Origin of the sequence: Bacillus sp. (in: firmicutes), assembly GCA_012842745.1 — a bacterium.
Classification (GTDB): Bacteria; Bacillota; Bacilli; order Bacillales; family Bacillaceae_J; genus Schinkia.
Genome location: DUSF01000037.1, coordinates 135,680 through 156,543, shown reverse-complemented (window position 1 = coordinate 156,543; position 20,864 = coordinate 135,680). Strand labels below are relative to the sequence as shown.

At 37.1% G+C, this 20,864-nt stretch carries 26 protein-coding genes and 1 tRNA gene; 22 read left to right on the top strand and 5 right to left on the bottom strand.

Annotation, left to right across the window (positions count from 1 at the left end; genetic code table 11):
* Nucleotides 1–106: 106 nt before the first annotated feature.
* The 6 genes from GX497_09170 to glnA all read left to right on the top strand — a co-directional run bounded on the left by GX497_09170 (nucleotide 107) and on the right by glnA (nucleotide 6,022).
* A complete protein-coding gene (locus tag GX497_09170) occupies nucleotides 107–403 on the top strand; it encodes a hypothetical protein (protein HHY73383.1) in 297 nt (98 codons plus the stop codon).
* An 80-nt stretch (nucleotides 404–483) separates the two neighbouring features.
* Nucleotides 484–1,431, top strand: coding sequence for a stage V sporulation protein K (gene spoVK, locus GX497_09165; protein HHY73382.1), 948 nt, complete (start codon nucleotides 484–486; stop codon nucleotides 1,429–1,431).
* Between the two features lie 164 nt (nucleotides 1,432–1,595).
* The gene (gene hflX / locus GX497_09160; protein ID HHY73381.1) at nucleotides 1,596–2,858 is read left to right on the top strand and encodes a GTPase HflX; all 1,263 of its coding nucleotides are present in this window, start codon (nucleotides 1,596–1,598) and stop codon (nucleotides 2,856–2,858) included.
* 13 nt (nucleotides 2,859–2,871) lie between these two features.
* Entirely contained in the window at nucleotides 2,872–4,137 is a 1,266-nt protein-coding gene (locus tag GX497_09155; GenBank protein HHY73380.1) for an aminotransferase class I/II-fold pyridoxal phosphate-dependent enzyme, read from the top strand.
* Between the two features lie 136 nt (nucleotides 4,138–4,273).
* Complete coding sequence (locus GX497_09150; GenBank protein HHY73379.1) at nucleotides 4,274–4,669, top strand: MerR family transcriptional regulator; 396 nt, start codon at nucleotides 4,274–4,276, stop codon at nucleotides 4,667–4,669.
* An 18-nt stretch (nucleotides 4,670–4,687) separates the two neighbouring features.
* Nucleotides 4,688–6,022: a type I glutamate--ammonia ligase gene (gene glnA, locus GX497_09145; GenBank protein ID HHY73378.1), complete on the top strand. Its 1,335-nt coding sequence runs from the start codon at nucleotides 4,688–4,690 to the stop codon at nucleotides 6,020–6,022.
* Between the two features lie 53 nt (nucleotides 6,023–6,075).
* Here the strand turns inward: glnA and lexA are convergent, their stop codons facing one another.
* A complete protein-coding gene (gene lexA / locus GX497_09140) occupies nucleotides 6,076–6,699 on the bottom strand; it encodes a transcriptional repressor LexA (protein HHY73377.1) in 624 nt (207 codons plus the stop codon).
* A gap of 185 nt (nucleotides 6,700–6,884) precedes the next feature.
* Here lexA and GX497_09135 point away from each other — a divergent pair, with 185 nt between their 5' ends.
* The 8 genes from GX497_09135 (at nucleotide 6,885) to GX497_09100 (ending at nucleotide 13,292) form a co-directional block, all read left to right on the top strand.
* Nucleotides 6,885–7,127: a DUF896 domain-containing protein gene (locus GX497_09135; GenBank protein ID HHY73376.1), complete on the top strand. Its 243-nt coding sequence runs from the start codon at nucleotides 6,885–6,887 to the stop codon at nucleotides 7,125–7,127.
* 129 nt (nucleotides 7,128–7,256) lie between these two features.
* Nucleotides 7,257–9,263 (top strand): transketolase, encoded by a 2,007-nt coding sequence (gene tkt, locus GX497_09130; protein HHY73375.1) that lies wholly within the window; start codon nucleotides 7,257–7,259, stop codon nucleotides 9,261–9,263.
* Nucleotides 9,264–9,419: 156 nt separating this feature from the next.
* Nucleotides 9,420–9,869 (top strand): sporulation inhibitor of replication protein SirA, encoded by a 450-nt coding sequence (gene sirA, locus GX497_09125; protein HHY73374.1) that lies wholly within the window; start codon nucleotides 9,420–9,422, stop codon nucleotides 9,867–9,869.
* An 86-nt stretch (nucleotides 9,870–9,955) separates the two neighbouring features.
* The gene (locus GX497_09120) at nucleotides 9,956–10,177 is read left to right on the top strand and encodes a YneF family protein (protein ID HHY73373.1); all 222 of its coding nucleotides are present in this window, start codon (nucleotides 9,956–9,958) and stop codon (nucleotides 10,175–10,177) included.
* A gap of 143 nt (nucleotides 10,178–10,320) precedes the next feature.
* A complete protein-coding gene (mnmH, locus tag GX497_09115) occupies nucleotides 10,321–11,394 on the top strand; it encodes a tRNA 2-selenouridine(34) synthase MnmH (protein HHY73372.1) in 1,074 nt (357 codons plus the stop codon).
* Nucleotides 11,395–11,534: 140 nt separating this feature from the next.
* Nucleotides 11,535–12,242, top strand: a complete 708-nt coding sequence (locus GX497_09110) for a cytochrome c biogenesis protein CcdA (protein HHY73371.1) — start codon at nucleotides 11,535–11,537, stop codon at nucleotides 12,240–12,242.
* A 114-nt stretch (nucleotides 12,243–12,356) separates the two neighbouring features.
* Nucleotides 12,357–12,719, top strand: a complete 363-nt coding sequence (locus GX497_09105) for a response regulator (protein HHY73370.1) — start codon at nucleotides 12,357–12,359, stop codon at nucleotides 12,717–12,719.
* Nucleotides 12,720–12,809: 90 nt separating this feature from the next.
* Nucleotides 12,810–13,292, top strand: a complete 483-nt coding sequence (locus GX497_09100; GenBank protein ID HHY73369.1) for a cytochrome c biogenesis protein CcdC — start codon at nucleotides 12,810–12,812, stop codon at nucleotides 13,290–13,292.
* A gap of 100 nt (nucleotides 13,293–13,392) precedes the next feature.
* Here the strand turns inward: GX497_09100 and GX497_09095 are convergent, their stop codons facing one another.
* Nucleotides 13,393–13,845, bottom strand: a complete 453-nt coding sequence (locus GX497_09095; protein ID HHY73368.1) for a DUF2621 domain-containing protein — start codon at nucleotides 13,843–13,845, stop codon at nucleotides 13,393–13,395.
* Between the two features lie 153 nt (nucleotides 13,846–13,998).
* Here GX497_09095 and GX497_09090 point away from each other — a divergent pair, with 153 nt between their 5' ends.
* Nucleotides 13,999–14,151: a hypothetical protein gene (locus GX497_09090; protein HHY73367.1), complete on the top strand. Its 153-nt coding sequence runs from the start codon at nucleotides 13,999–14,001 to the stop codon at nucleotides 14,149–14,151.
* A 92-nt stretch (nucleotides 14,152–14,243) separates the two neighbouring features.
* Nucleotides 14,244–14,340 (top strand) — tRNA-Sec (locus tag GX497_09085).
* A gap of 83 nt (nucleotides 14,341–14,423) precedes the next feature.
* Here the strand turns inward: GX497_09085 and GX497_09080 are convergent.
* The gene (locus GX497_09080; GenBank protein HHY73366.1) at nucleotides 14,424–15,182 is read right to left on the bottom strand and encodes a glucose 1-dehydrogenase; all 759 of its coding nucleotides are present in this window, start codon (nucleotides 15,180–15,182) and stop codon (nucleotides 14,424–14,426) included.
* 218 nt (nucleotides 15,183–15,400) lie between these two features.
* Between GX497_09080 and GX497_09075 the strand changes: the two genes are divergently transcribed.
* Nucleotides 15,401–15,943, top strand: a complete 543-nt coding sequence (locus GX497_09075) for a superoxide dismutase family protein (GenBank protein ID HHY73365.1) — start codon at nucleotides 15,401–15,403, stop codon at nucleotides 15,941–15,943.
* A gap of 78 nt (nucleotides 15,944–16,021) precedes the next feature.
* On the opposite strand, the gene GX497_09070 is transcribed toward GX497_09075, so the two are convergent.
* Entirely contained in the window at nucleotides 16,022–16,201 is a 180-nt protein-coding gene (locus GX497_09070) for a DUF3896 family protein (protein HHY73364.1), read from the bottom strand.
* Between the two features lie 253 nt (nucleotides 16,202–16,454).
* Here GX497_09070 and GX497_09065 point away from each other — a divergent pair, with 253 nt between their 5' ends.
* Nucleotides 16,455–17,651, top strand: a complete 1,197-nt coding sequence (locus tag GX497_09065; GenBank protein ID HHY73363.1) for an MFS transporter — start codon at nucleotides 16,455–16,457, stop codon at nucleotides 17,649–17,651.
* 234 nt (nucleotides 17,652–17,885) lie between these two features.
* Nucleotides 17,886–18,446: a hypothetical protein gene (locus GX497_09060; protein ID HHY73362.1), complete on the top strand. Its 561-nt coding sequence runs from the start codon at nucleotides 17,886–17,888 to the stop codon at nucleotides 18,444–18,446.
* A 113-nt stretch (nucleotides 18,447–18,559) separates the two neighbouring features.
* On the opposite strand, the gene GX497_09055 is transcribed toward GX497_09060, so the two are convergent.
* Nucleotides 18,560–19,417 carry a metallophosphoesterase gene (locus GX497_09055; protein ID HHY73361.1) on the bottom strand — a complete coding sequence of 286 codons (858 nt, stop codon included), beginning with the start codon at nucleotides 19,415–19,417 and terminating at the stop codon, nucleotides 18,560–18,562.
* Nucleotides 19,418–19,632: 215 nt separating this feature from the next.
* On the opposite strand from GX497_09055, the gene GX497_09050 reads away from it, so the two are divergent.
* The 3 genes from GX497_09050 to crcB (GX497_09040) are packed head-to-tail and all read left to right on the top strand — an operon-like array spanning nucleotide 19,633 to nucleotide 20,835.
* Nucleotides 19,633–20,064 carry an acyl-CoA thioesterase gene (locus tag GX497_09050; protein HHY73360.1) on the top strand — a complete coding sequence of 144 codons (432 nt, stop codon included), beginning with the start codon at nucleotides 19,633–19,635 and terminating at the stop codon, nucleotides 20,062–20,064.
* Nucleotides 20,065–20,092: 28 nt separating this feature from the next.
* Nucleotides 20,093–20,479 (top strand): fluoride efflux transporter CrcB, encoded by a 387-nt coding sequence (gene crcB, locus GX497_09045; protein HHY73359.1) that lies wholly within the window; start codon nucleotides 20,093–20,095, stop codon nucleotides 20,477–20,479.
* Nucleotides 20,476–20,835 carry a fluoride efflux transporter CrcB gene (gene crcB, locus GX497_09040; GenBank protein ID HHY73358.1) on the top strand — a complete coding sequence of 120 codons (360 nt, stop codon included), beginning with the start codon at nucleotides 20,476–20,478 and terminating at the stop codon, nucleotides 20,833–20,835. The genes crcB (GX497_09045) and crcB (GX497_09040) overlap by 4 nt, the downstream gene beginning before the upstream one ends.
* The last annotated feature ends 29 nt before the right edge of the window (nucleotides 20,836–20,864 follow it).

The window sequence follows — 20,864 nt, the reverse complement described above, 5'->3', positions numbered from 1 at the left end:
TTGCATATGAAACTGTATCATCTCCGCCATATCATTAAATGTTATGCATAGTTCCTGTAACTCAATCGAATAGTAAACAATAGAAGGGAAAGTAACCAAAATATCTTTGGAAAGCTCATACGATGGTCGTCACCTTTTAGATTTTGATGATAAACAAACCGAAGAGTTTGCAAAAGAATTTCTTTCATTAGAGTATGTGGGCTTTGATAATATTTATGAAAAAATTAGACATAGTAATGGTTCGCCTTTACGAATTTATCTTGACGATGGAACCTCATTTAGGATTAGTTATTGGTTTGAAAAAAATGCGATAAATCCAGGAGCATTTGGTACAGAAACAATGAAGGGAATTATGGAAAACGTAATTAAGAAAAAGAATGAAATGGACAAACCGATTGTATAATTTCATCACTTTTTTATAGGCATTTGTCACAATTTTTCCACCTCTTACGTATACTATTCATGAATGAGAGGTGACTTTAAATGGAGCAGCCGGTAACATTGAATAAGAACGGTCAAATCAACATTGTGTTAAACAATGAGAAAAAGACATTTAAAATTACAAATGTTTCAAAGTCACTTGAGAAACAACAAGAAATAATCCATTCTAAGCACGTGCCGCTGAAAAGAATTGAAGAAGAAATGAGCGCTCTTGTTGGGATGGAGGAAATGAAAAAAGTTATTAAAGAAATTTATGCATGGATTTATATTAATAAAATTAGAGAAGAGCATGGTCTCCTGCCAGGTGGGCAAGTGCTCCATATGTTATTTAAAGGCAATCCTGGTACAGGAAAAACAACAGTTGCAAGACTTATTGGAAAATTACTTAAAGAAATGAACGCCTTATCAAAAGGGCATTTAATTGAGGCGGAAAGAGCGGATTTGGTTGGGGAATATATTGGCCATACTGCCCAAAAAACAAGAGATTTAATAAAAAAAGCGGTTGGCGGTATTTTATTTATTGATGAAGCCTATTCATTGGCGCGCGGTGGGGAAAAAGATTTTGGCAAAGAGGCCATTGATACGCTTGTGAAAAATATGGAAGATAAACAGAATGACTTTATTTTAATTTTAGCTGGGTATGCCAAGGAAATGGAGCAATTCCTTTCTTTAAATCCAGGCTTGCGCTCCCGTTTTCCGCTTGTCATTGAATTTCCTGATTATACGGTTGATGAATTAATGGAAATTGCCCAAAAAATGGTGAAGGAACGGCAATATGTTTTTTCAAAAGAAGCGGAATGGAAGCTTAGAGAGAAGATTCAGTCGATTAAATATAATAAATCACCGCATGTGTTTAGTAATGGAAGATATGTTCGGAATGTGATTGAAAAGGCGGTTCGTAAACAGGCGATGCGGCTTCTAATGAATGATTTATATAATAAAAAAGATTTGGAAACGATTTTGAGTGAGGATTTAGTTTTTAGTGATTAGGAAGCAGGGGTGGTTCTCTAGCTTCCTTTTGTATTTATGACAAGTTGTGTTGGAATACAATAGCAAAAGGGTACCCATTTATGCCATAATATGAGCAAGAGAAGGAAGCAAGAAAATCGCCCCTTGCTTCAAAAGAAGAATTGAATAAAAAGGCAGGGAAGACGTTGATAGAAAATCAAACACAAAAAGAACGAGCACTATTGGTAGGTTGTCAGTTGCCGAATATGGACGATGAACGGTTTTTATATTCAATGGATGAGTTAGCCTCGCTTACGAAAACGGCTCAAGGCCTCGCTCTGATGAGCCTTTCGCAAAAAAGAAATAAAGTGCACTCGGCAACATATATCGGGAAAGGGAAAATCGAAGAAATTGTTCTGCTCGAACAGGAATTGGAAATCGATATCATTATTTTCAATGATGAGCTCTCACCATCACAAATGCGCAATCTATCCGAAAAATTCGAGGCTAGGGTGATTGACCGTACACAGCTTATTCTTGATATTTTCGCATCAAGGGCACGGTCGAAGGAAGGTAAATTACAAGTAGAGCTTGCCCAATATGAGTATTTACTACCTCGCCTAGCTGGACAGGGATTAGCTTTGTCACGCCTTGGTGGTGGTATTGGTACAAGAGGCCCTGGTGAAACGAAGCTTGAAGCCGATCGCCGCCATATTCGCCGCCGGATTGATGAAATAAAAGGACAGCTCCGGACGATTGTAGAACACAGAAATCGTTACCGAGAAAGAAGAAAGAAAAATCAATCGTTCCAACTCTCGCTCGTAGGCTATACGAATGCAGGAAAATCAACAATTTTTAACAGACTAACAGAAGCAGGGTCTTTTGAGGAGAATTTATTATTCGCAACCCTTGATCCGATGACAAGGAAGTTTCTTTTACCTTGTGGATTGACAACATTGCTGACTGATACGGTTGGTTTTATTGAGGATCTACCAACGGCATTAATTGCTGCTTTCCGATCAACGCTTGAGGAAGTCAAGGAAGCGGATTTAATTTTACATGTTGTTGATTGTTCCAATCCTGATTATTTTAATCATGAAAAAACAGTATATAGAATACTTGAGGACCTTGAAATTAAAGATATTCCAATCTTAACGGTTTATAATAAAAAAGATTTAGCTTCAACCCATTTTGTCCCATCAACAAATGATATGGTTTTCATTAGTGCTTATGACGATATAGACATACAGACACTACAGAAAAATATTGAAACAAAGATTATCAATCAAATGGAATATTACCATTTACTTATTCCAAGCTCAGATGGGCGCTTACTTGCGCAACTAAAATCAGAAACGGTTTTATTGGAACAGCAATTTAATGAACAAAAAGAGCTTTACGAATGTAAAGGGTATATGAATCCGAACTTAGCATTATACCAACAGACAAAGGAATTTCATATTCATTAAAAGGAGCTTTACGATGTACAAAAATTTCAAACATGGATCTAAAATTAAAGAAATCGTTGCGAAAATTGAGGAGAAAATTAAACCAATTCACAATGAAACTGATTATATTGTCGAAAAAAATCAGTATCGTGTATTAGAGGCTTTTAGAAATCAACAGGTTGCTGACTTTCATTTTAACCCATCTACTGGATATGGGTATGACGATAGCGGTAGAGATACACTTGAAAAAATATATGCAGAGGTGTTCGGTGCAGAAGCGGGCTTAGTGCGCCCGCAAATTATTTCAGGGACGCATGCTATCACGCTGTCCCTTTTTGGTGTTTTAAGGCCGGGCGATGAATTGCTTTATATTACTGGAAGACCGTATGACACGTTGGAGGAAATTGTTGGGATTCGCGGTGGCCAAAACGGCTCACTTAAAGAGTTTAATATTTCCTATGAAACCGTTCCGTTAACTACGGATGGAGGTGTTGACTTTCCAAATGTTGCTAAAGCAATCAAGGCGAACACAAAATTAATTGGCATCCAACGCTCTAAAGGCTATGCAACAAGACCATCCTTCACAATCGAACAAATAAAAGAAATGATTCAATTCGTTAAAGAATGTAAACCGGATGTGCTTGTTTTTGTAGACAATTGTTATGGGGAGTTTGTTGAAGAGCTAGAGCCTTCCCATGTAGGAGCAGATTTAGTTGCCGGTTCATTAATAAAAAACCCAGGTGGCGGCCTTGCCAAAACGGGTGGATACATTGTCGGCAAGGAGACGCTTGTTGAGCAATGTGCTTATCGCTTAACAGCTCCTGGGATTGGTCGAGAAGCTGGTGCTTCATTATATAGCCTATTGGAAATGTATCAAGGATTTTTTCTCGCGCCACATATAGTCGGACAAGCATTAAAGGGCGCGATTTTTACGTCAGCACTGTTAGAGGAATTCGGCTTGCATACGTATCCGAAGTGGAATCAAAAACGAACGGACCTTATTCAATCTGTGCAATTTCATAATCGTGAGATGATGATCGCTTTTTGTCAAGCAATCCAATTTGCTTCACCTGTTAATGCCCATGTAAGACCTGAGCCTAGTTATATGCCAGGCTATGAAGATGATGTTATTATGGCAGCAGGAACATTTATCCAAGGCGCAAGTATTGAACTAACAGCAGATGGACCAATGAGACCGCCTTTTGAAGCATATGTTCAAGGTGGACTTACATATGAACACGTAAAAATTGCGCTTATCACCGCGCTCAATCAATTATTAGAAAAAAATTTAATAAAGTAAAGTGACATGTTCTTTTTAAAAAAACGATGTTAGATAATCTAACATCAAATTGACATGAAACCTAACATGATGTAATATAAAAAATCATGTTACATACATAAGAAAAATAGCAATTTTGCCAAAAGGGGGCACAGTAATGGGTGATAGCGTTCGTCGAACTCTTGCCTTATTTCCGATTGGAATCGTTATGCAACTTACTGAATTGTCCGCACGACAAATCCGCTATTACGAAGAACATGAATTGATACATCCAGCGAGAACAGAAGGTAACAGGCGGATGTTTTCTTTTAATGATGTTGATCGGCTTTTAGAGATTAAATCATTAATCGAACAAGGGGTTAATTTAGCCGGAGTTAAAAAGATTTTTGCCGTAAAATCAGATGATGAGTCTGCTAAGAAAACAGAACAAGTCATGAGAGTGCAGCAGGAATTATCAAATGCTGAATTAAGGCGGTTGCTCCGTAAAGAATTAATTCAAGCTGGCCGATTCAGAAAGCAGCAGGGAATAGGGAATTTTAATTTTTTTCATTAATATTGGGAGGAACTTGTAGTGGCAAGGTATACAAAAGAAGATATTAAACAAATGGCAGAAAATCAAAATGTTCGATTTATTCGTCTGCAATTTACGGATATGCTAGGAATCATAAAAAATGTTGAAATCCCAGTTAGTCAGATTGATAAGGCACTTAATAACCAAATGATGTTCGATGGGTCTTCCATTGAAGGGTTTGTCCGCATTGAAGAATCTGATATGTATTTATATCCTGACTATGACACATGGATGGTTTTCCCTTGGACTGCAGAAAAAGGTAAAGTTGCCCGTCTAATCTGTGATATTTACAATACAGATGGTACTCCATTTGCAGGTGACCCGCGCGGAAATTTAAAGCGTCAATTAAGAAGAATGGAAGAAATGGGCTTTTCGTCATTTAACATTGGACCTGAGCCTGAATTCTATTTATTTAAGTTAGATGAAAAAGGAGAGCCTACATTAGAGTTAAATGATAAAGGTGGCTATTTTGACTTAGCCCCAACTGATCTTGGTGAAAATTGCCGCCGTGATATTGTGTTAGAGCTCGAGGAAATGGGCTTTGATGTTGAAGCCTCCCATCATGAATGTGGCCCTGGTCAACATGAAATAGATTTTAAATATGCTGATGCAGTTAAAGCATGTGATGATATCCAAACATTTAAGCTAGTGGTAAAAACGATTGCCCGTAAGCATGGTTTACATGCAACATTTATGCCAAAACCAATTTTTGGTATTGCTGGCTCAGGTATGCATTGTAATGTATCACTTTTCAGAGGAAAAGAAAATGCCTTTTTTGACGAAAAAGGCCCATTAAAATTAAGTGAGACGGCTTATCAATTCATCGCAGGTACGATGAAGCATGCTGAAGCTTTTACAGCCATTTGCAACCCAACAGTGAATTCATATAAACGTCTTGTTCCTGGTTATGAGGCTCCCTGTTATGTTGCCTGGTCAGCGAAAAATAGAAGTCCATTAATTCGCATCCCGTCGGCAAGAGGCATGAGCACAAGAATTGAAGTTCGAAGTGCGGACCCATCTGCTAATCCATACTTAGCGATGACTGTAATCTTGGCAGCAGGTCTTGATGGGATTGAAAATAAATTAGTTGCGCCTAAATCTGTTGATCGCAACATCTATGTGATGGACAAAGCTGAGCGCTTAGAGAATGGCATTATTGATTTGCCATCTAATCTTGGAATGGCGTTGGAAAGGTTAAAAGAAGATGCGGTTATAATGGATGCTTTAGGTGAACATATTGCAGAACATTTCATTGAAGCGAAAGAGATTGAATGGGATATGTTCCGTACAACCGTAACTGCCTGGGAGAGAGAACAATATATGTCTCATTACTAATTATTTTGGATTTTCAAACCCTCGACACCATTACGGTCGAGGGCTTTTCTATATTATTCAATTGAACGATATAGTCCGATAACCTTTCCTAAGATTGTAACAGTGCGGACAATAATTGGGTCCATACTGGAGTTTTCTGGCTGCAGGCGAACATAGTCTTTTTCCTTGAAAAATCGTTTCACAGTTGCTTCATTATCTTCAGTCATCGCCACGACAATATCACCGTTTGTAGCGGTGCTCTGCTTTCGGACAATAATTAAATCACCATTATAAATCCCGGCCTCAATCATACTTTCCCCTTCAATTACAAGGATAAAGACCTCGCCATCTGGTGGCACTAATCGATCTGGCAATGGCAGATAATCTTCAATATTTTCAATTGCAGTGATTGGTAGCCCAGCCGTTACCTTGCCAATGATAGGGACATTAATTGTTTCCCCTTTTGGAATTATAATTGTTTCTTCGTTTGTCAAAATCTCAATTGCCCGCGGCTTTGTCGGGTCTCTACGAATATAGCCTTTTTTTTCAAGTCTTGACAAATGTCCGTGAACAGTGGAACTTGAGGCTAGACCAACCGCTTCGCCGATTTCCCTAACAGAGGGTGGATACCCCTTATTGCTGACTTGTTGTTTTATAAAATCAAGAATATCTTGTTGTCTTTTCGAAATCTTTGTCATATTCATACACCTCTATTAACCGATTATATTACTAGAATTATAACAAACATGGTAGCGTATTGCAAACATAAGTTCGAAGAATATTGTTTTAGTTTGAAAAAAACTTAATTTCTGGACATTTACTGACACATTATTGTAAAAAATAAGAAGGGCCTATTAATCTTTGCAAAAAAGGAGCAATCAAATTGATTTCAAAAGAAAAACTGAATCGTATTAACGAATTATCTAAAAAATCTAAAACGATGGGACTTACAAAAGAAGAAGTGAAAGAGCAGCAAAAATTAAGAGAAGAGTATATTAAAAATTTTCGTAAGTCATTTGAAGATACATTGCATAATGTAAAGGTTATGGATCAGAAAGGAAATGATGTTACACCTGAGAAACTGCGTAAGAGTCAACAGCAGAGAAGTAATCATCTGCTTCATTAATTAAATTCAGATTATATGTATCCTCTTAACGAATAATAAAGGTATAATAGTGTTGGGAATTTTGTTGAACTAATGGTTTTTTCGGTTTATGATGAAAACCGAGCATAAAAATAAGGAAGGATGAAATAAATGTCAATATCTATCGAACAATTAGCAATCGGTTCGATTCGTACATTATCAATTGATGCAATTGAGAAAGCGAATTCTGGACATCCCGGCATGCCAATGGGAGCTGCTCCGATGGCTTATGCGCTTTGGACTAAATTTATGAAACATAATCCAGCTAATCCTACTTGGTTTAACCGTGACCGTTTTGTGTTATCAGCTGGGCATGGCTCGATGCTACTTTACAGTCTATTACATTTAACTGGTTATGACGTATCAATGGATGATTTGAAAAATTTCCGCCAATGGGGCTCAAAAACACCTGGGCATCCTGAATATGGACATACGCCTGGAGTAGAGGCAACAACAGGCCCGCTTGGACAAGGTGTGGCGACAGCTGTCGGAATGGCAATGGCGGAAAGACATTTAGCAGCAAAATATAATCAAGAAAACTTTGAAATCATTAATCATTTTACATATAGCATTTGCGGTGATGGTGACTTAATGGAAGGTGTTTCTGGTGAATCTGCTTCCCTTGCAGGTCACCTAAAGCTTGGCCGTCTCGTTATTTTATATGATTCAAATGATATTTCTTTAGATGGCGAGTTAAATCGTTCGTTTTCTGAAAATGTTATGAAGCGCTATGAAGCCTATGGATGGCAAGTGTTGCGTGTGGAAGATGGCAATAACTTACAAGAAATTGAGAAAGCACTTGAAGAAGCGAGAAAAGACGTAGGCCGTCCTACTTTAATTGAAGTAAAAACAACGATTGGCTATGGTTCTCCTAATAAAGGGGGTAAATCTTCTTCCCATGGTGCGCCACTAGGGAAAGACGAAATTATACTAACGAAGGAATCATATGCCTGGACATTTGCAGAAGATTTCCATGTGCCGCAGGAAGTCTATGCTCATTTTAATAAAGAGGTAAAAGAAGCAGGCGGGCAGTTGGAACAATCATGGAACCAATTATTTACTGACTATAAAGAAAAATATCCAGAATTAGGTCAACAACTAGAACAAGCGATTTCCGGCAAGCTTCCAGAAGGTTGGGACAAGGACCTTCCAAAATATGAAGTGGGAACGAAAGCGGCAAGTCGTGATTCATCAGGGCTAACAATTAATGCCATTGCTAAAGCAGTTCCGCAATTTTTCGGCGGCTCTGCTGATTTAGCAAGTTCAAACAAAACAACAATGAAAGACGAAGGCGATTTCTCGGCATCAGATTATAGCGGCCGTAATATTTGGTTCGGTGTGCGTGAATTTGCGATGGGTGCTGCTTTAAATGGGATGGCACTACATGGTGGTGTGAAAGTTTTCGGAGGAACATTCTTTGTGTTCTCTGATTACTTGCGCCCGGCAATTCGTTTGGCAGCATTGATGGGCTTACCTGTAACATACGTCTTTACTCATGACAGTATTGCTGTTGGTGAAGACGGCCCAACACATGAGCCAATTGAACAATTAGCATCATTACGGGCCATGCCTAATTTATCAACAATTCGCCCTGCAGATGGCAACGAAACGGTAGCAGCATGGCGGGTTGCTCTTGAAAGTACGAATAAACCAACGGCTTTAATTCTTTCACGTCAAGGCTTGCCAACGATTCCTGGAACGGTTGAAAATGCTTATGAAGGTGTGAAAAAAGGAGCATATATTATTAGTAAATCTACAAAAGAAACAGCTGATGCGCTTCTTTTAGCAACAGGCTCAGAAGTGCAATTGGCAGTAGAAGCACAAAAAGCTCTACAAAATGAAGGAATTGACGTTTCAGTCATTAGCATGCCAGCATGGGATCGTTTTGAAGAACAATCACCTGAATACAAAGAATCTGTATTGCCTAAAAATGTGAAAAAGCGCCTAGCAATTGAAATGGCGTGTTCGCAAGGATGGCACCGCTATACAGGTGATGAAGGCGAAATCATCGCGATTGATCAGTTTGGAGCATCCGCACCTGGTGAAAAAATTATCGAAGAATACGGTTTTACAGTTGCAAATGTTGTCGCAAAAGTAAAAGCGCTGCTTGAGAAATAATAGAAAAGGGAAGGCTGACCCGAATAAAAAGTCAGCCTTTTTTTGCGGAAGAAATACATTCGACAAAACTAGTGTATTCTTTCACCAGTAGTTGACAATCATTTCTCTCTACTTCGTCTATACTTTTTAGTAGAAAAAGTAGTAGGGGGAATTTGTATGAGAAACTATTTGATTTATCTTCTAAAAGAAGATGTTGCCTACGAATATTTTGGAAAAGAGATTTTAATTTTTAATTTATTTCATGAAAAATTACAAGAGCATAATCCAGCTCGTTTACAATTATTAATAAATCAAATTCATTATATTACGAAACCCATTTCTGTTATTGAAATCAACAGATTTATTGAAAAAAACCTAGCAGTTGAAACTGTGTATAAAGGAGAAACAACGCAATTTATATATAAACCTACTACATGTAAAAATTATTCGTTTGCTAGGCTTGAAATTTATGACCGTTTTATAAAATTATCCTCACAAGGCAGTTATGATGCGGAAACTCATTTCTTTGAGGTTCTTCGCAAATATCACACATGCTTTTTGGCGATGGATTTTGCAAATAGTCATTTTGGGTGGTTGAATCCGATTAAGCAAGAACGTTATATGTAGCGTAAAATGATGAAAACTATTGTGTAATGATAGATGTTCCTGTACACTTTAAAAATAGGACAACTATTGAGGAGGAAAGATTTTTTATGTGGTATTGGTATGTAGTAACTGGTGTTTTGGCGTTACTAGCAGGGGTTGCAATCGGCTTCTTCATTGCTAGAAAATACATGGAAAATTATTTGAAAAATAATCCGCCAATTAATGAGCAAATGTTAAAGGTAATGATGGCACAAATGGGTCAGAAACCTTCTCAAAAGAAAATAAACCAAATGATGTCACAAATGAACAAGCTTCAAAAAAAAGAATAAACAATCATCCTTCAGTGAGCTGCCCGTAAAGATGTGGATCAAAACACAAATCGTGGCAGCTCCTTTTCGATTTGAAATAGCCTACATTCAATACTATAATGATAAAGTATAATGAAAAAAGGTAATAAAGGATGACACACTTAATGGTTGAACAAATACGAAAGATTACAATTACAGAAGCACTAAATAACGATGTATTCTATATAGATGTCCGTTCCCCAGGGGAATTTGCAGAATTCCATATTCCTGAAGCGATTAATATACCGTTGTTTTCCAATGAAGAAAGAGCAAAAATTGGGACAATATATAAACAAGTTGGACAGGAAAAAGCGATTGCATTAGGTGTACAAATTTTTTCGGAAAAATTGCCTGAACTCTACGAAGCATGTAAGCAAGTTGCAGCGCAAACTAACCACAAAAAGAAAATCATTGTATACTGTTGGCGAGGCGGAATGAGAAGTGGAACGGTGGTTTCATTTTTTAGAACGATCAAGCTACCATTATTTCAGCTTGAAGGCGGTATTCGTAGCTATCGCAAACTGATCCAACGTGATCTTGAATTTTTTTCTACCATTGAAAAACCGTATATTGTTCTTGAAGGTAACACAGGTACCCATAAAACGGATATTTTACAAGCACTCCAAAAACAAAACTACCCGGTTATCGATTTAGAAGGACTTGCTGGTCATCGTGGCTCCACCTTTGGCGGCATTGGCTTAAATCCAAAATCCCAGAAGGAGTTCGAAAGAGATTTATGGCTGCGGTTATCGGAGTTGAAAGATTCTCCATACTATATTATTGAAGCTGAAAGTAAGCGAATTGGCAGAATTATTGTCCCTGATTTTATTTTACAAGGAAAAGATCATGGTATTAGAATTCATATTAATTCACCGCTTGAAAGTAGAATAAAATCTATTTGTGAAACGTATCAATTCGCTGAGTATCATAATGAATTTATGGATGCCATTGAGGTTATAAAAAAACGGATGACTCCAGCGTTGTATAATCAAATTATTGAAAGCTTTACAAATCGTCAATATGAACTTTTTGTAAAATTACTGCTAGAAGGATATTATGATCCAAAATATAATTTTGCCGCAAACCAATATGATACACCTGTCCGATTTGTTACTATTACGGGTTCAAGGGATGGTGTCGAAATAATAAAAGCGGAAATAGATACAATTGTTGAAAATACTGAGCTGCTAACAACATAATATTGGCAGCTTCCCGCAAATAATATTATGGTATTAAAGTATAGACACAAAAATGTTAGATTTAAATATTATGAATTTAATAAAAGTTTTGATAGACTAGTATAAGTATTGGAAATATACTTCTAGGAGTTGTTACGTTGATGGCTGATGTAAATATATTTCTAGCGTTTGGTGCAGGCTTTTTATCGTTTATTTCGCCTTGTTGTTTACCACTATATCCCGCGTTTTTATCTTATATAACAGGGATTTCTGTGACAGAATTAAGAGAAGATAATGCAATGATGCAAAGGCGTGCCATGCTCCATACGATCTTCTTTTTAATTGGTTTTTCTAGTATTTTTATTATGTTAGGCATGTCTACCTCTTTCATTGGAAAGTTTTTCATGCAATATAATGATTTAATAAGACAAATTGGTGCCATTTTAATAGTCTTTTTCGGTTTTGTCATTGTTGGCGTTTTGAAACCAGAGTTTTTAATGAAGGATCATAAAATTACTTTCAAAAACAGACCGACAGGCTTTATTGGCTCCATTTTAATTGGGATGGGGTTTGCGGCAGGCTGGACACCATGTACGGGACCTATTTTAGCGGCTGTGATTGCATTAAGCATGTCAAATCCGGGGTCTGGAATGATGTATATGATTGCCTATACGCTTGGTTTTGCGATTCCGTTCTTTATATTATCTTTCTTTATTGGAAGAATGCAGTGGATTAGAAAACACAGTATGAAAATAATTCAAATTGGTGGATATTTGATGATTGTGATGGGGATTTTCCTGTTTTTTGATTGGATGACAAAAATTACAACCTATTTAATAGGAATTTTTGGTGGTTTCCAAGGATTTTAAAAGTTTAAAAAGTGGAAAATGAACGGAAATTATCATATAATAATAATGCTAAAATATAATAATAGAGCTAAGTGGAATGAACATTCGGCGCAAAAGTTGTAAGGAGATGAAAAAATGGCAAGAATATTAATTGTTGATGATGCGAAATTTATGAGAATGACTCTTACAAATATTTTGCAAAAAGGCAATCATGATGTTGTTGGGGAAGCAGAAAATGGCCGAAATGGAATTGAAAAGTATAAAGAATTTCAGCCAGATATTGTCACAATGGATATAACAATGCCGGAAATGACAGGTATTGAGGCTGTAAAGCAAATAAAAGCGTTTGATCCAAATGCAAAGATTATTATGTGCTCGGCGATGGGGCAACAAAAGCTTGTCGTAGAGGCGATTGAGTCTGGCGCCAAGGATTTTATTGTCAAACCGTTTGATGAAAGCCGTGTTCTTGAGGCAGTAGCAAGAGTATTGGAAAAATAGAACCACTAATTAGAACCACTTTAAGATCCTCTCAAACGGTCATAAGTGGTTTTTCTATTCACATTTGGAGATGAAATGAGTGAGCTAAGTATGCTAATAGCTGTATCTACCGTTGGGGCTTTTGTGATGGCTATATTGGTTATATTTGTACGGATGAAAGCCGCTAAAAAACCAACGAATGCCAAAAAAATTATTTTGCCGCCGATTTTTATGAGCACCGGCTTCTTAATGTTCACCGTACCGATGTTTCGTGTTACATTTGCCGAATTTATCGAAGCATTTTCCGTCGGCATGTTGTTTTCAATCTTGTTAATCAAAACATCAAAATTCGAAATTCGTGACAACCACATTTATTTGCAGCGCTCGAAGGCTTTTATTTTTATTCTGTTTGGCTTATTATTTGTAAGAATCATTATGAAGTCATTCCTTGGACACTATATTTCCTTTGGCGAAACAAGCGGCATGTTTTTTATTTTGGCTTTTGGAATGATTTTGCCGTGGAGATTAGCAATGTTATATTCATATAAAAGACTTGAAAAGACGTTAGTAAATTTGAAGATTGTTGAAGAATAGGTTGAGGCTGACTCCAAATATCGGGGCCAGCCTCAATTTTTTCATACTGATTATGATAACGATTTGTTGGATATCAGTATAAGAAAAACATCGACACCCACTATTTTGGGTGGATGTCGTGTTTTTCTAAAAATAAATGCTCATACGGTGTCATATCGATTTCTTTTTTGGTAAGTGTTTTTCGTAAAAATTTATGATCGCGCTTCGGCGTTGCTTTAATATAGCCTTTAATAATGAAGCTTTCCGTTATTTTATCTGCCTTTTCCTCTAAAGCTAGCTCCCCTATTTTCGCAGCAATTTTTTGTCTTGCCACATCTCGGAAAAGCTCTGGGACGGGCTCTACAAGCTCCTCTAAAAATTTCTTTTCGTCATCAGGCCATAAATGACGCGTTTCATTAATATAATATTCTTCCCAATCCATGATGGATTTTCCATCTTCCTTTGGAAGGCGTTTTAAAAACTTGCGGAACATAAAAAAGCCGCCTATAAAAAGCATCACGACCAAAAAAACCGTCCAAAAAAGAATTCCCCATTGTACCCAATTATTAAACATAATTCCACCTCTACTATTGTTACCTTGCTTACACAAACCTTATTTTATCAGCAAATGCGGATTAAAACCAATGAAATCTTTTTTGTACGGCAATAGGTGAATATTCCATACTAATTAAAGGAAATCTAAAAGTGATGAAAGGGGTGTGATAGGATGACTAATAAGAAACGAAGAAATAATCCAAATGGTGGCAGTCAAAAAGGGAAGCCATTCAGTGAAGCAATGAGCGCCGACGATAATGTAATGGCAAAGGAAGAAATGGAAAAAGCAACCCATCCAACAAGAGGTAGAGTAAGTGAGGGTTAGCGCAAAAAACGTCGTTCAATGCGGCGTTTTTTCATTTTCATTGATTTAATCTAGCAATGGAAGTATAATGTGATTTGTAATAATATTTAATTGGGGCCGGATGGGGCACTGGTGTCCTCCGTGGTCTTCAAAACCATCCGTGACCTGCGTGCCAGGTCAGGTGAGTTCGATTCTCACACGGTCCCGCCAAATTTGATTAAAAATGTAACAGAATGAGGTGCCTAATGCCAATGAAATTAATTGGCACTAGGCATCTTTTTAGTCCCGAATGTTTATCTAGCAGTCCAGCCACCATCTACTTTGATTACATCTCCATTTATAAAGCTTGATTCTTCAGAAGCTAGGAACAAAGCAACCTGCGCAATTTGTATCGGATCGCCTATTTTACTTGAACCCATGTCAGATATTGCTTTTAATCCTAGTTCATGTGGTGCTGTAATGGTAGATTGGATATTTGTCTGAACTCCGCCTGGAGCGATGGCATTGGCACGGATTTTTCCATACGTTCCGTACGTGGCAGCAATATTTTTCGTCAGACCTATTAAACCATGTTTAGAAGCAACATATGCCGCGCCACCACGAGCACCGAACAACCCACCAACCGAGGCATTATTAATAATAACACCACCACTTTCTTGTTTTTCCATAATATTAATAGTAGCACGTGCTACTTTTAAAGGACCAGTTAAATTAACAGCGATTACACGATCCCACAATTCATCTGTTACGTCTCCAACAGGTGTGAAATTATCCATAATTCCAGCATTATTTACAAGAACATCCAATGATGCAAAGGTTTGAACAGCTGTGTTTATCATGTTATCAACATCTTCTTGCTTGGCAACGTTTGCAACAACACCAACAGCCTGCCCGCCATCAGCTTTAATTTCATGAACGACAGAATCAATAGCTTCTTTATTTATATCCGCTACAACTACTTTAGCCCCTTCAGTTGCAAATAACTTTGCAATTGCTTTACCCATACCTGATCCAGCCCCTGTTATGATTGCTGTTTTTTCTTTTAGCTTCATATTGAAAATCCTCCTTTTTTTGTAATAAAGTACTAACTTATTGTTATTATAAACCAACAAATGAATGTAAGAAATTCGCTTGTAAAGCTTGGGGAAATTCTTACGAAAGAAGAGATTCATGGAGGTCATGTATATATATGCTTTTTGGTGGAATAATTTTAATAACAATAATTGGAAGAGGATGATTTGATTTGAAAAAGCGTACTTTTACGATATTAATGATTGTAACAGGGCTGCTTGTTATGGCAGGATTTACATTAGCTAATACATCCAATGTGGTGGTAGAGGAAACTAGTAAAGTTGATAGTTTTCCTTATCATATTACAACTACCCATCTTGACTTGTACAACAGAAACGGGGATGTTATTGGGGTTGCTGGTTTAGTGCAGATGGGCAAGCATGTGATTGTAAAAGTTGAGGCATCAGGGCTGACGCCTGGAAAGCATGGCTTTCATGTTCATGAAAATCCAATTACAAATGGTGATTTTACTACAGCAGGCGCTCATTTTAATCCAACAAATAAAAAACACGGCCATGATAATCCGAAAGGTGCTCATTTAGGCGATATGCCAAACCTAGTTGCAGATAAAGATGGAAAAGTAGACGAAGCTGTTATTCTTGAAGATGTGTCTTTAGAGAAAGGTGTGCGTAACAGCATATTAGGAAAATCTCTTATCATCCATGCAAAAGAGGATGATTTAAAAACGGATCCTTCAGGTGATTCTGGAGACAGAGTAGCAGGGGGGAATATTCCTCAATAGCCGTATTTAAGATAGTAGACGCTACAAATGAAAAGAAGCTGCCAACAATTTTTGGGCAGCTTCTTTAGGTTAATGAAATTAATGTACGGCTCCGCGTTCATAGTGATTCATTTCTGCTACTTCAATAATATAGTCATAGTTGTCAATCGCGCGTTTAATGGATTCATATTCTTCTTTTGATAAGTTTTTATTGTCTAACATTTTAATTAAATTGATTTTGTCATTCTCGATTTTAGTGATAATTTGCCGATAGTCCATATTTCAACATTCCTTTCTTTATTACAATAGTAAATTCTCTCAAGTTAAATGTAAGCGTTATCGTACTGCTACCTTTATTTTAAGTTATAAAGGTACGAAGTGGATGCGGTACCTGTTTCGGAATGGTGACATAAACGTTACGAATTTCGTACAATTTTTAATTAAGATACTGTAATACAAAACTTGTTTTTTGAACGATATCCTTCTATAGTAATGAGTTAAAGACAAGTGTCATGACAGGGGGTAAGGCATAATGAAGAAGATAAATTCCCGAAGAAAGGTGCTTGGAATTGCCGGATTAGGCTGGATGTTTGACGCAATGGATGTTGGGATGTTGTCCTTTATTATTGCCGCATTGAAAGCGGCTTGGAATTTGACACCAGAGCAAATGGGCTGGATTGGTAGTATTAATTCAATTGGGATGGCAGTTGGCGCCTTTGTATTTGGACTTTGGGCTGATCGAATCGGTCGGAAAAATATATTTATCATCACGTTAGTTTTATTTTCGCTTGCGAGCGGATTATCGGCATTGGCTACGACATTGACAGCTTTTCTTGTGTTGCGTTTTTTAGTAGGGATGGGATTAGGTGGCGAGCTGCCAGTAGCTTCAACATTAGTATCGGAAATGGTTCCTGCCCATGATCGAGGTCGAATTGTTGTGCTTTTAGAAAGTTTTTGGGCAGTAGGCTGGTTGCTTGCAGCTTTAATTTCATATTTTATAATTCCGTCTTTTGGTTGGAAAACTGCCTTATTACTAAGTGCCCTGCCGGCATTTTATGCTATTTATTTACGAATTAACTTGCCAGATTCCCCAGCGTTTTCACCAAAAAAGGCAGATAAGCGTTCGGTTTTGCAAAATATTAAGGATGTTTGGTCACCACAATATACACGCTCTACATTTGTGTTGTGGATATTATGGTTTACAGTTGTTTTTTCCTATTACGGGATGTTTCTATGGTTGCCAAGTGTGATGGTGATGAAGGGATTCAACATGATTCAAAGTTTTGAATATGTATTAATTATGACAGTGGCGCAGCTACCAGGTTATTTTACCGCGGCATGGTTTATCGAACGAATTGGCCGAAAATTCGTTCTTATTACTTATTTATTAGGAACAGCTGCTTCCGCTTTTGTGTTTGGCATAGCTGAAACAACCACACTGCTTATGGTTGCGGGAATTTTATTATCATTTTTTAACCTTGGAGCATGGGGTGCGCTTTATGCCTATTCACCTGAACAATATCCAGCTGTTATCCGTGGAACGGGAACTGGGATGGCTGCATCTGTTGGAAGAATAGGTGGAATACTTGGCCCGCTTTTAGTAGGGTCGCTTGTGACAGCTGGCTACTCCATTGGGTTTATTTTTACAATTTTTTGTACTAGCATTATTGTTGGAGTTTTGACAGTCGGCCTATTTGGTATTGAAACACGGCAAATTGAATTGACGTAGCCGGAAGCTGGGGACGGTTCGAGACCACTGAAAAAATTGAGCCATTTCAAACTTATTGTCCGCTCTAGGCCATTTATTGTCCGATTACCATATATTTGAAATGTATATGGATTATGAAAGCTACTTTTTCAGTGGTCTCGGACGGCTCTCTTGCTTCCTTATTTTTACAAAAATAATATTGCCGTGGATGCTCAAAATAAGAGGAAAAGCTACAACGAAGGAGAGGCTGGCACAATGCGAGGCTATGTTCTTTCGATTTGGAATTTTTTCGATCCTTTTTATTTTAGCTGTACCCGTCTTACCTTTCCTCCACGGACAGGAACGGAAAGCAATATATTTAGAGTAAGGCTCACCAAATATAAAGGCAGAGACGTCGTTCTTGCTGATGGAACAAAAATAACAAAAAATGATCTTTTAGTGAAAATCCACCTTCATAATGTAAAGCTCTTGAAGGAATTATATGATATAAAAAGCGAACTAAAAAAGGCAAAAATTATTTACCGCCATGTTCACGAGTCCCTGCCGGGCATCGAACAGTTTATTCAAACGAACAATAGTTCAAATAAAATTAAAGGAATTGTCGGCATTACTCATTTAAATAAAGGCTGTGAACGACTCGGTTTCGAAATATTCGATATTGCCCATCCCGTCTATAAATGGTTTAAATGGTTTGCTTTTTTGCCAATCGAAATTCTTTCAAGTAGAAATCGGTCTATTCGCCAAATTTGTAAGCATCATTTCCCAAAATATTTGTTTATGTCAACGGATAAGTTAACGAAATTGTACAGAATTTGATAGAAGGTAACTTTATACGGACACTTATTCCCTAAATAACGGATTCAGTGTCCTTATCACAATGATTTTCGAGTGTTTATTTGTAAATAACGGATTCAATGTCCGCTAGTGAATTAAATCGCTTGGATTTTTTCGTTCTCAGCAACGGTTAAATGAAGTTCATGCAAAGTTATTTCCGGACGGCTTCCTACCCTGATATTAACCCCAGTTTGACCAAGCCCTTCACTTATATAAAATGGCTTTCCATCGTGGACATGGAGCCCTTTAATAATATCCATTCGCGCTAGCTTTCCCATTTTTACAAGGTGATAGGCTTTTGGATAACAAATTTGTCCTCCGTGAAAATGACCTGCAAGCAAATAATCAAAATGGTAATTTTTCATATGCAAAACAATATTTGGGTCATGTGTTATTACAAGATTTGTTCCTTGTATTATTTTTTTATAGGATGCGTCAAGATTGCTACGTTTTGTACTAAAGTCATCGATGCCAATGATGTTTACAGGGTGCCCGTGAACATAAATGATTTCATTGTCATTTTGCAGAACTTTGCAGTTATATTGTTCCAATGTATGGACTAATTTTTCTAGATCCTTGTTTCTTAATACATAATCATGGTTACCTAAAACGGCATAAATTCCATATTTTGCATTCAGCTCGTTTAATACCTCAAGGTAAGGAATTAGTTTAGGAATGGTCCACTTTCTATCTAGAAAATCGCCAGTAAGGGTAATTAAATCAATTGTTTCATCTTTAAGTTTTTCAAATAGTTCTGTTGAGGAAATCGAAATATTCTCAAGATGCAAATCAGAAAGCTGTAATATTTTTAATGTAGGACGATAGTCAATACAGGTTAAGCTGTTATCATTTATTTTTACTTTATTTATGGTGACATCCTTCGTATTTTGATGGGCTTTTTTATAAAAATAAATCGGAATCAAGATAATCATCGTCATTAGTAATAATTCCAAATTCAACTACACCTCCATATAAGAAATTATACATGATGACAGTGGTCGTTTTCATGAGCAATAGTTGGAAGAAATACTATTGGATCTCGTTGCAGGCGATTTTAAAATAACGAAATGATAAAGTTACAAATAAATGTAAAGTTGTTAAAATAAGAATAAGTAATAGCCATTTTTTATGGTTGTTGTAAAAATTGTTTTTTAATAGGGGGATAAAAATGCAAGCACATACATATGAATTTCGTGTTGAATGGGGTGACACTGACGCTGCTGGGATTGTCTACAATCCTAATTTTTATAAGTGGATGGATCAAGCGGTCCATTATTATTTTGAGAGTATTGGTTTCCCACTTTTAAATCTTGTCCGCGATGAAAAAATCGGAATTCCAGTTATCGAGTCTAAATGCAATTTTCAAAAGCCGCTCTATTTTGCAGACCATGTTGTTCTTCATACAAATATTATCGGGCTGCACAACAAAGTTATTAAATTTGGCCACATATTTATGAAAGAAGGCAATAAAATAGCGGAAGGTTATCAAGTTAGGGCATTAGCGAGCTTTGATGGTGAAAAGCTACAGGCTATTACGATTCCAGACCGAATGAGACAAGCGATAATGGAAAGCGGTGTTATTGAGCCAAGCCAAGTATAAATTCATAGCGATTAAAGGGTGTTTCAAGATGCAAGTAATTTTAGTAATGATTGGCGGATTTTTTGGAGCCATCGCAAGGTTTAGTGTTGGGGAATGGTTTCATTCTGCTGATGTTTTCCCTTTTGCAACTTTATTTGTAAATTTAGTGGGGTGTTTCTTACTAGGATGGTTTCTAACATTTATGAAACAAAGAAAAAAGATTTGGCCTAGATTAACTTTATTTATCGGAACTGGGTTTATTGGCTCTTTTACGACTTTTTCAACATTTTCTGTTGAAACAATCCAGCTATTCGAAAATGACCATGTTTTACTTGGAGCATTTTATGTGATTGCTAGTATAATATTTGGTTTATTATTAGCTTTTATTGGCAGTAAAATAGCCATTCCCCAGAAAAAAGAAGGCGACATTGTATGATTTGGATTGTTGGTCTTGGTGGTGCTTTAGGTGCTGTAGCTCGTTTTTTGTTAGGAAAATTTATAAATGGACGTTCTAATGGCTTGTTTGGCTTTCCATTAGCTACTTTGGTTATAAATATTTCAGGTTCCTTTTTACTGGGGGTTATCGTTAATCTTCATATGCAAGGGCAAATGGATGAATGGCTGTGGCTTTTTCTCGGGGTAGGATTTTGCGGAGCCTATACAACCTTCTCAACTTTTGGATATGAAACAATCATGTTAATAGAAGCGAAAAAAACTAATTTGGCGCTTCTTTATGTGACATCCTCCATAGTAGTCGGTGTTATTGCAGCAGCTATAGGCTTTATAATTTAGGCTATAGCATGCTGATTCTCACTGTTCGG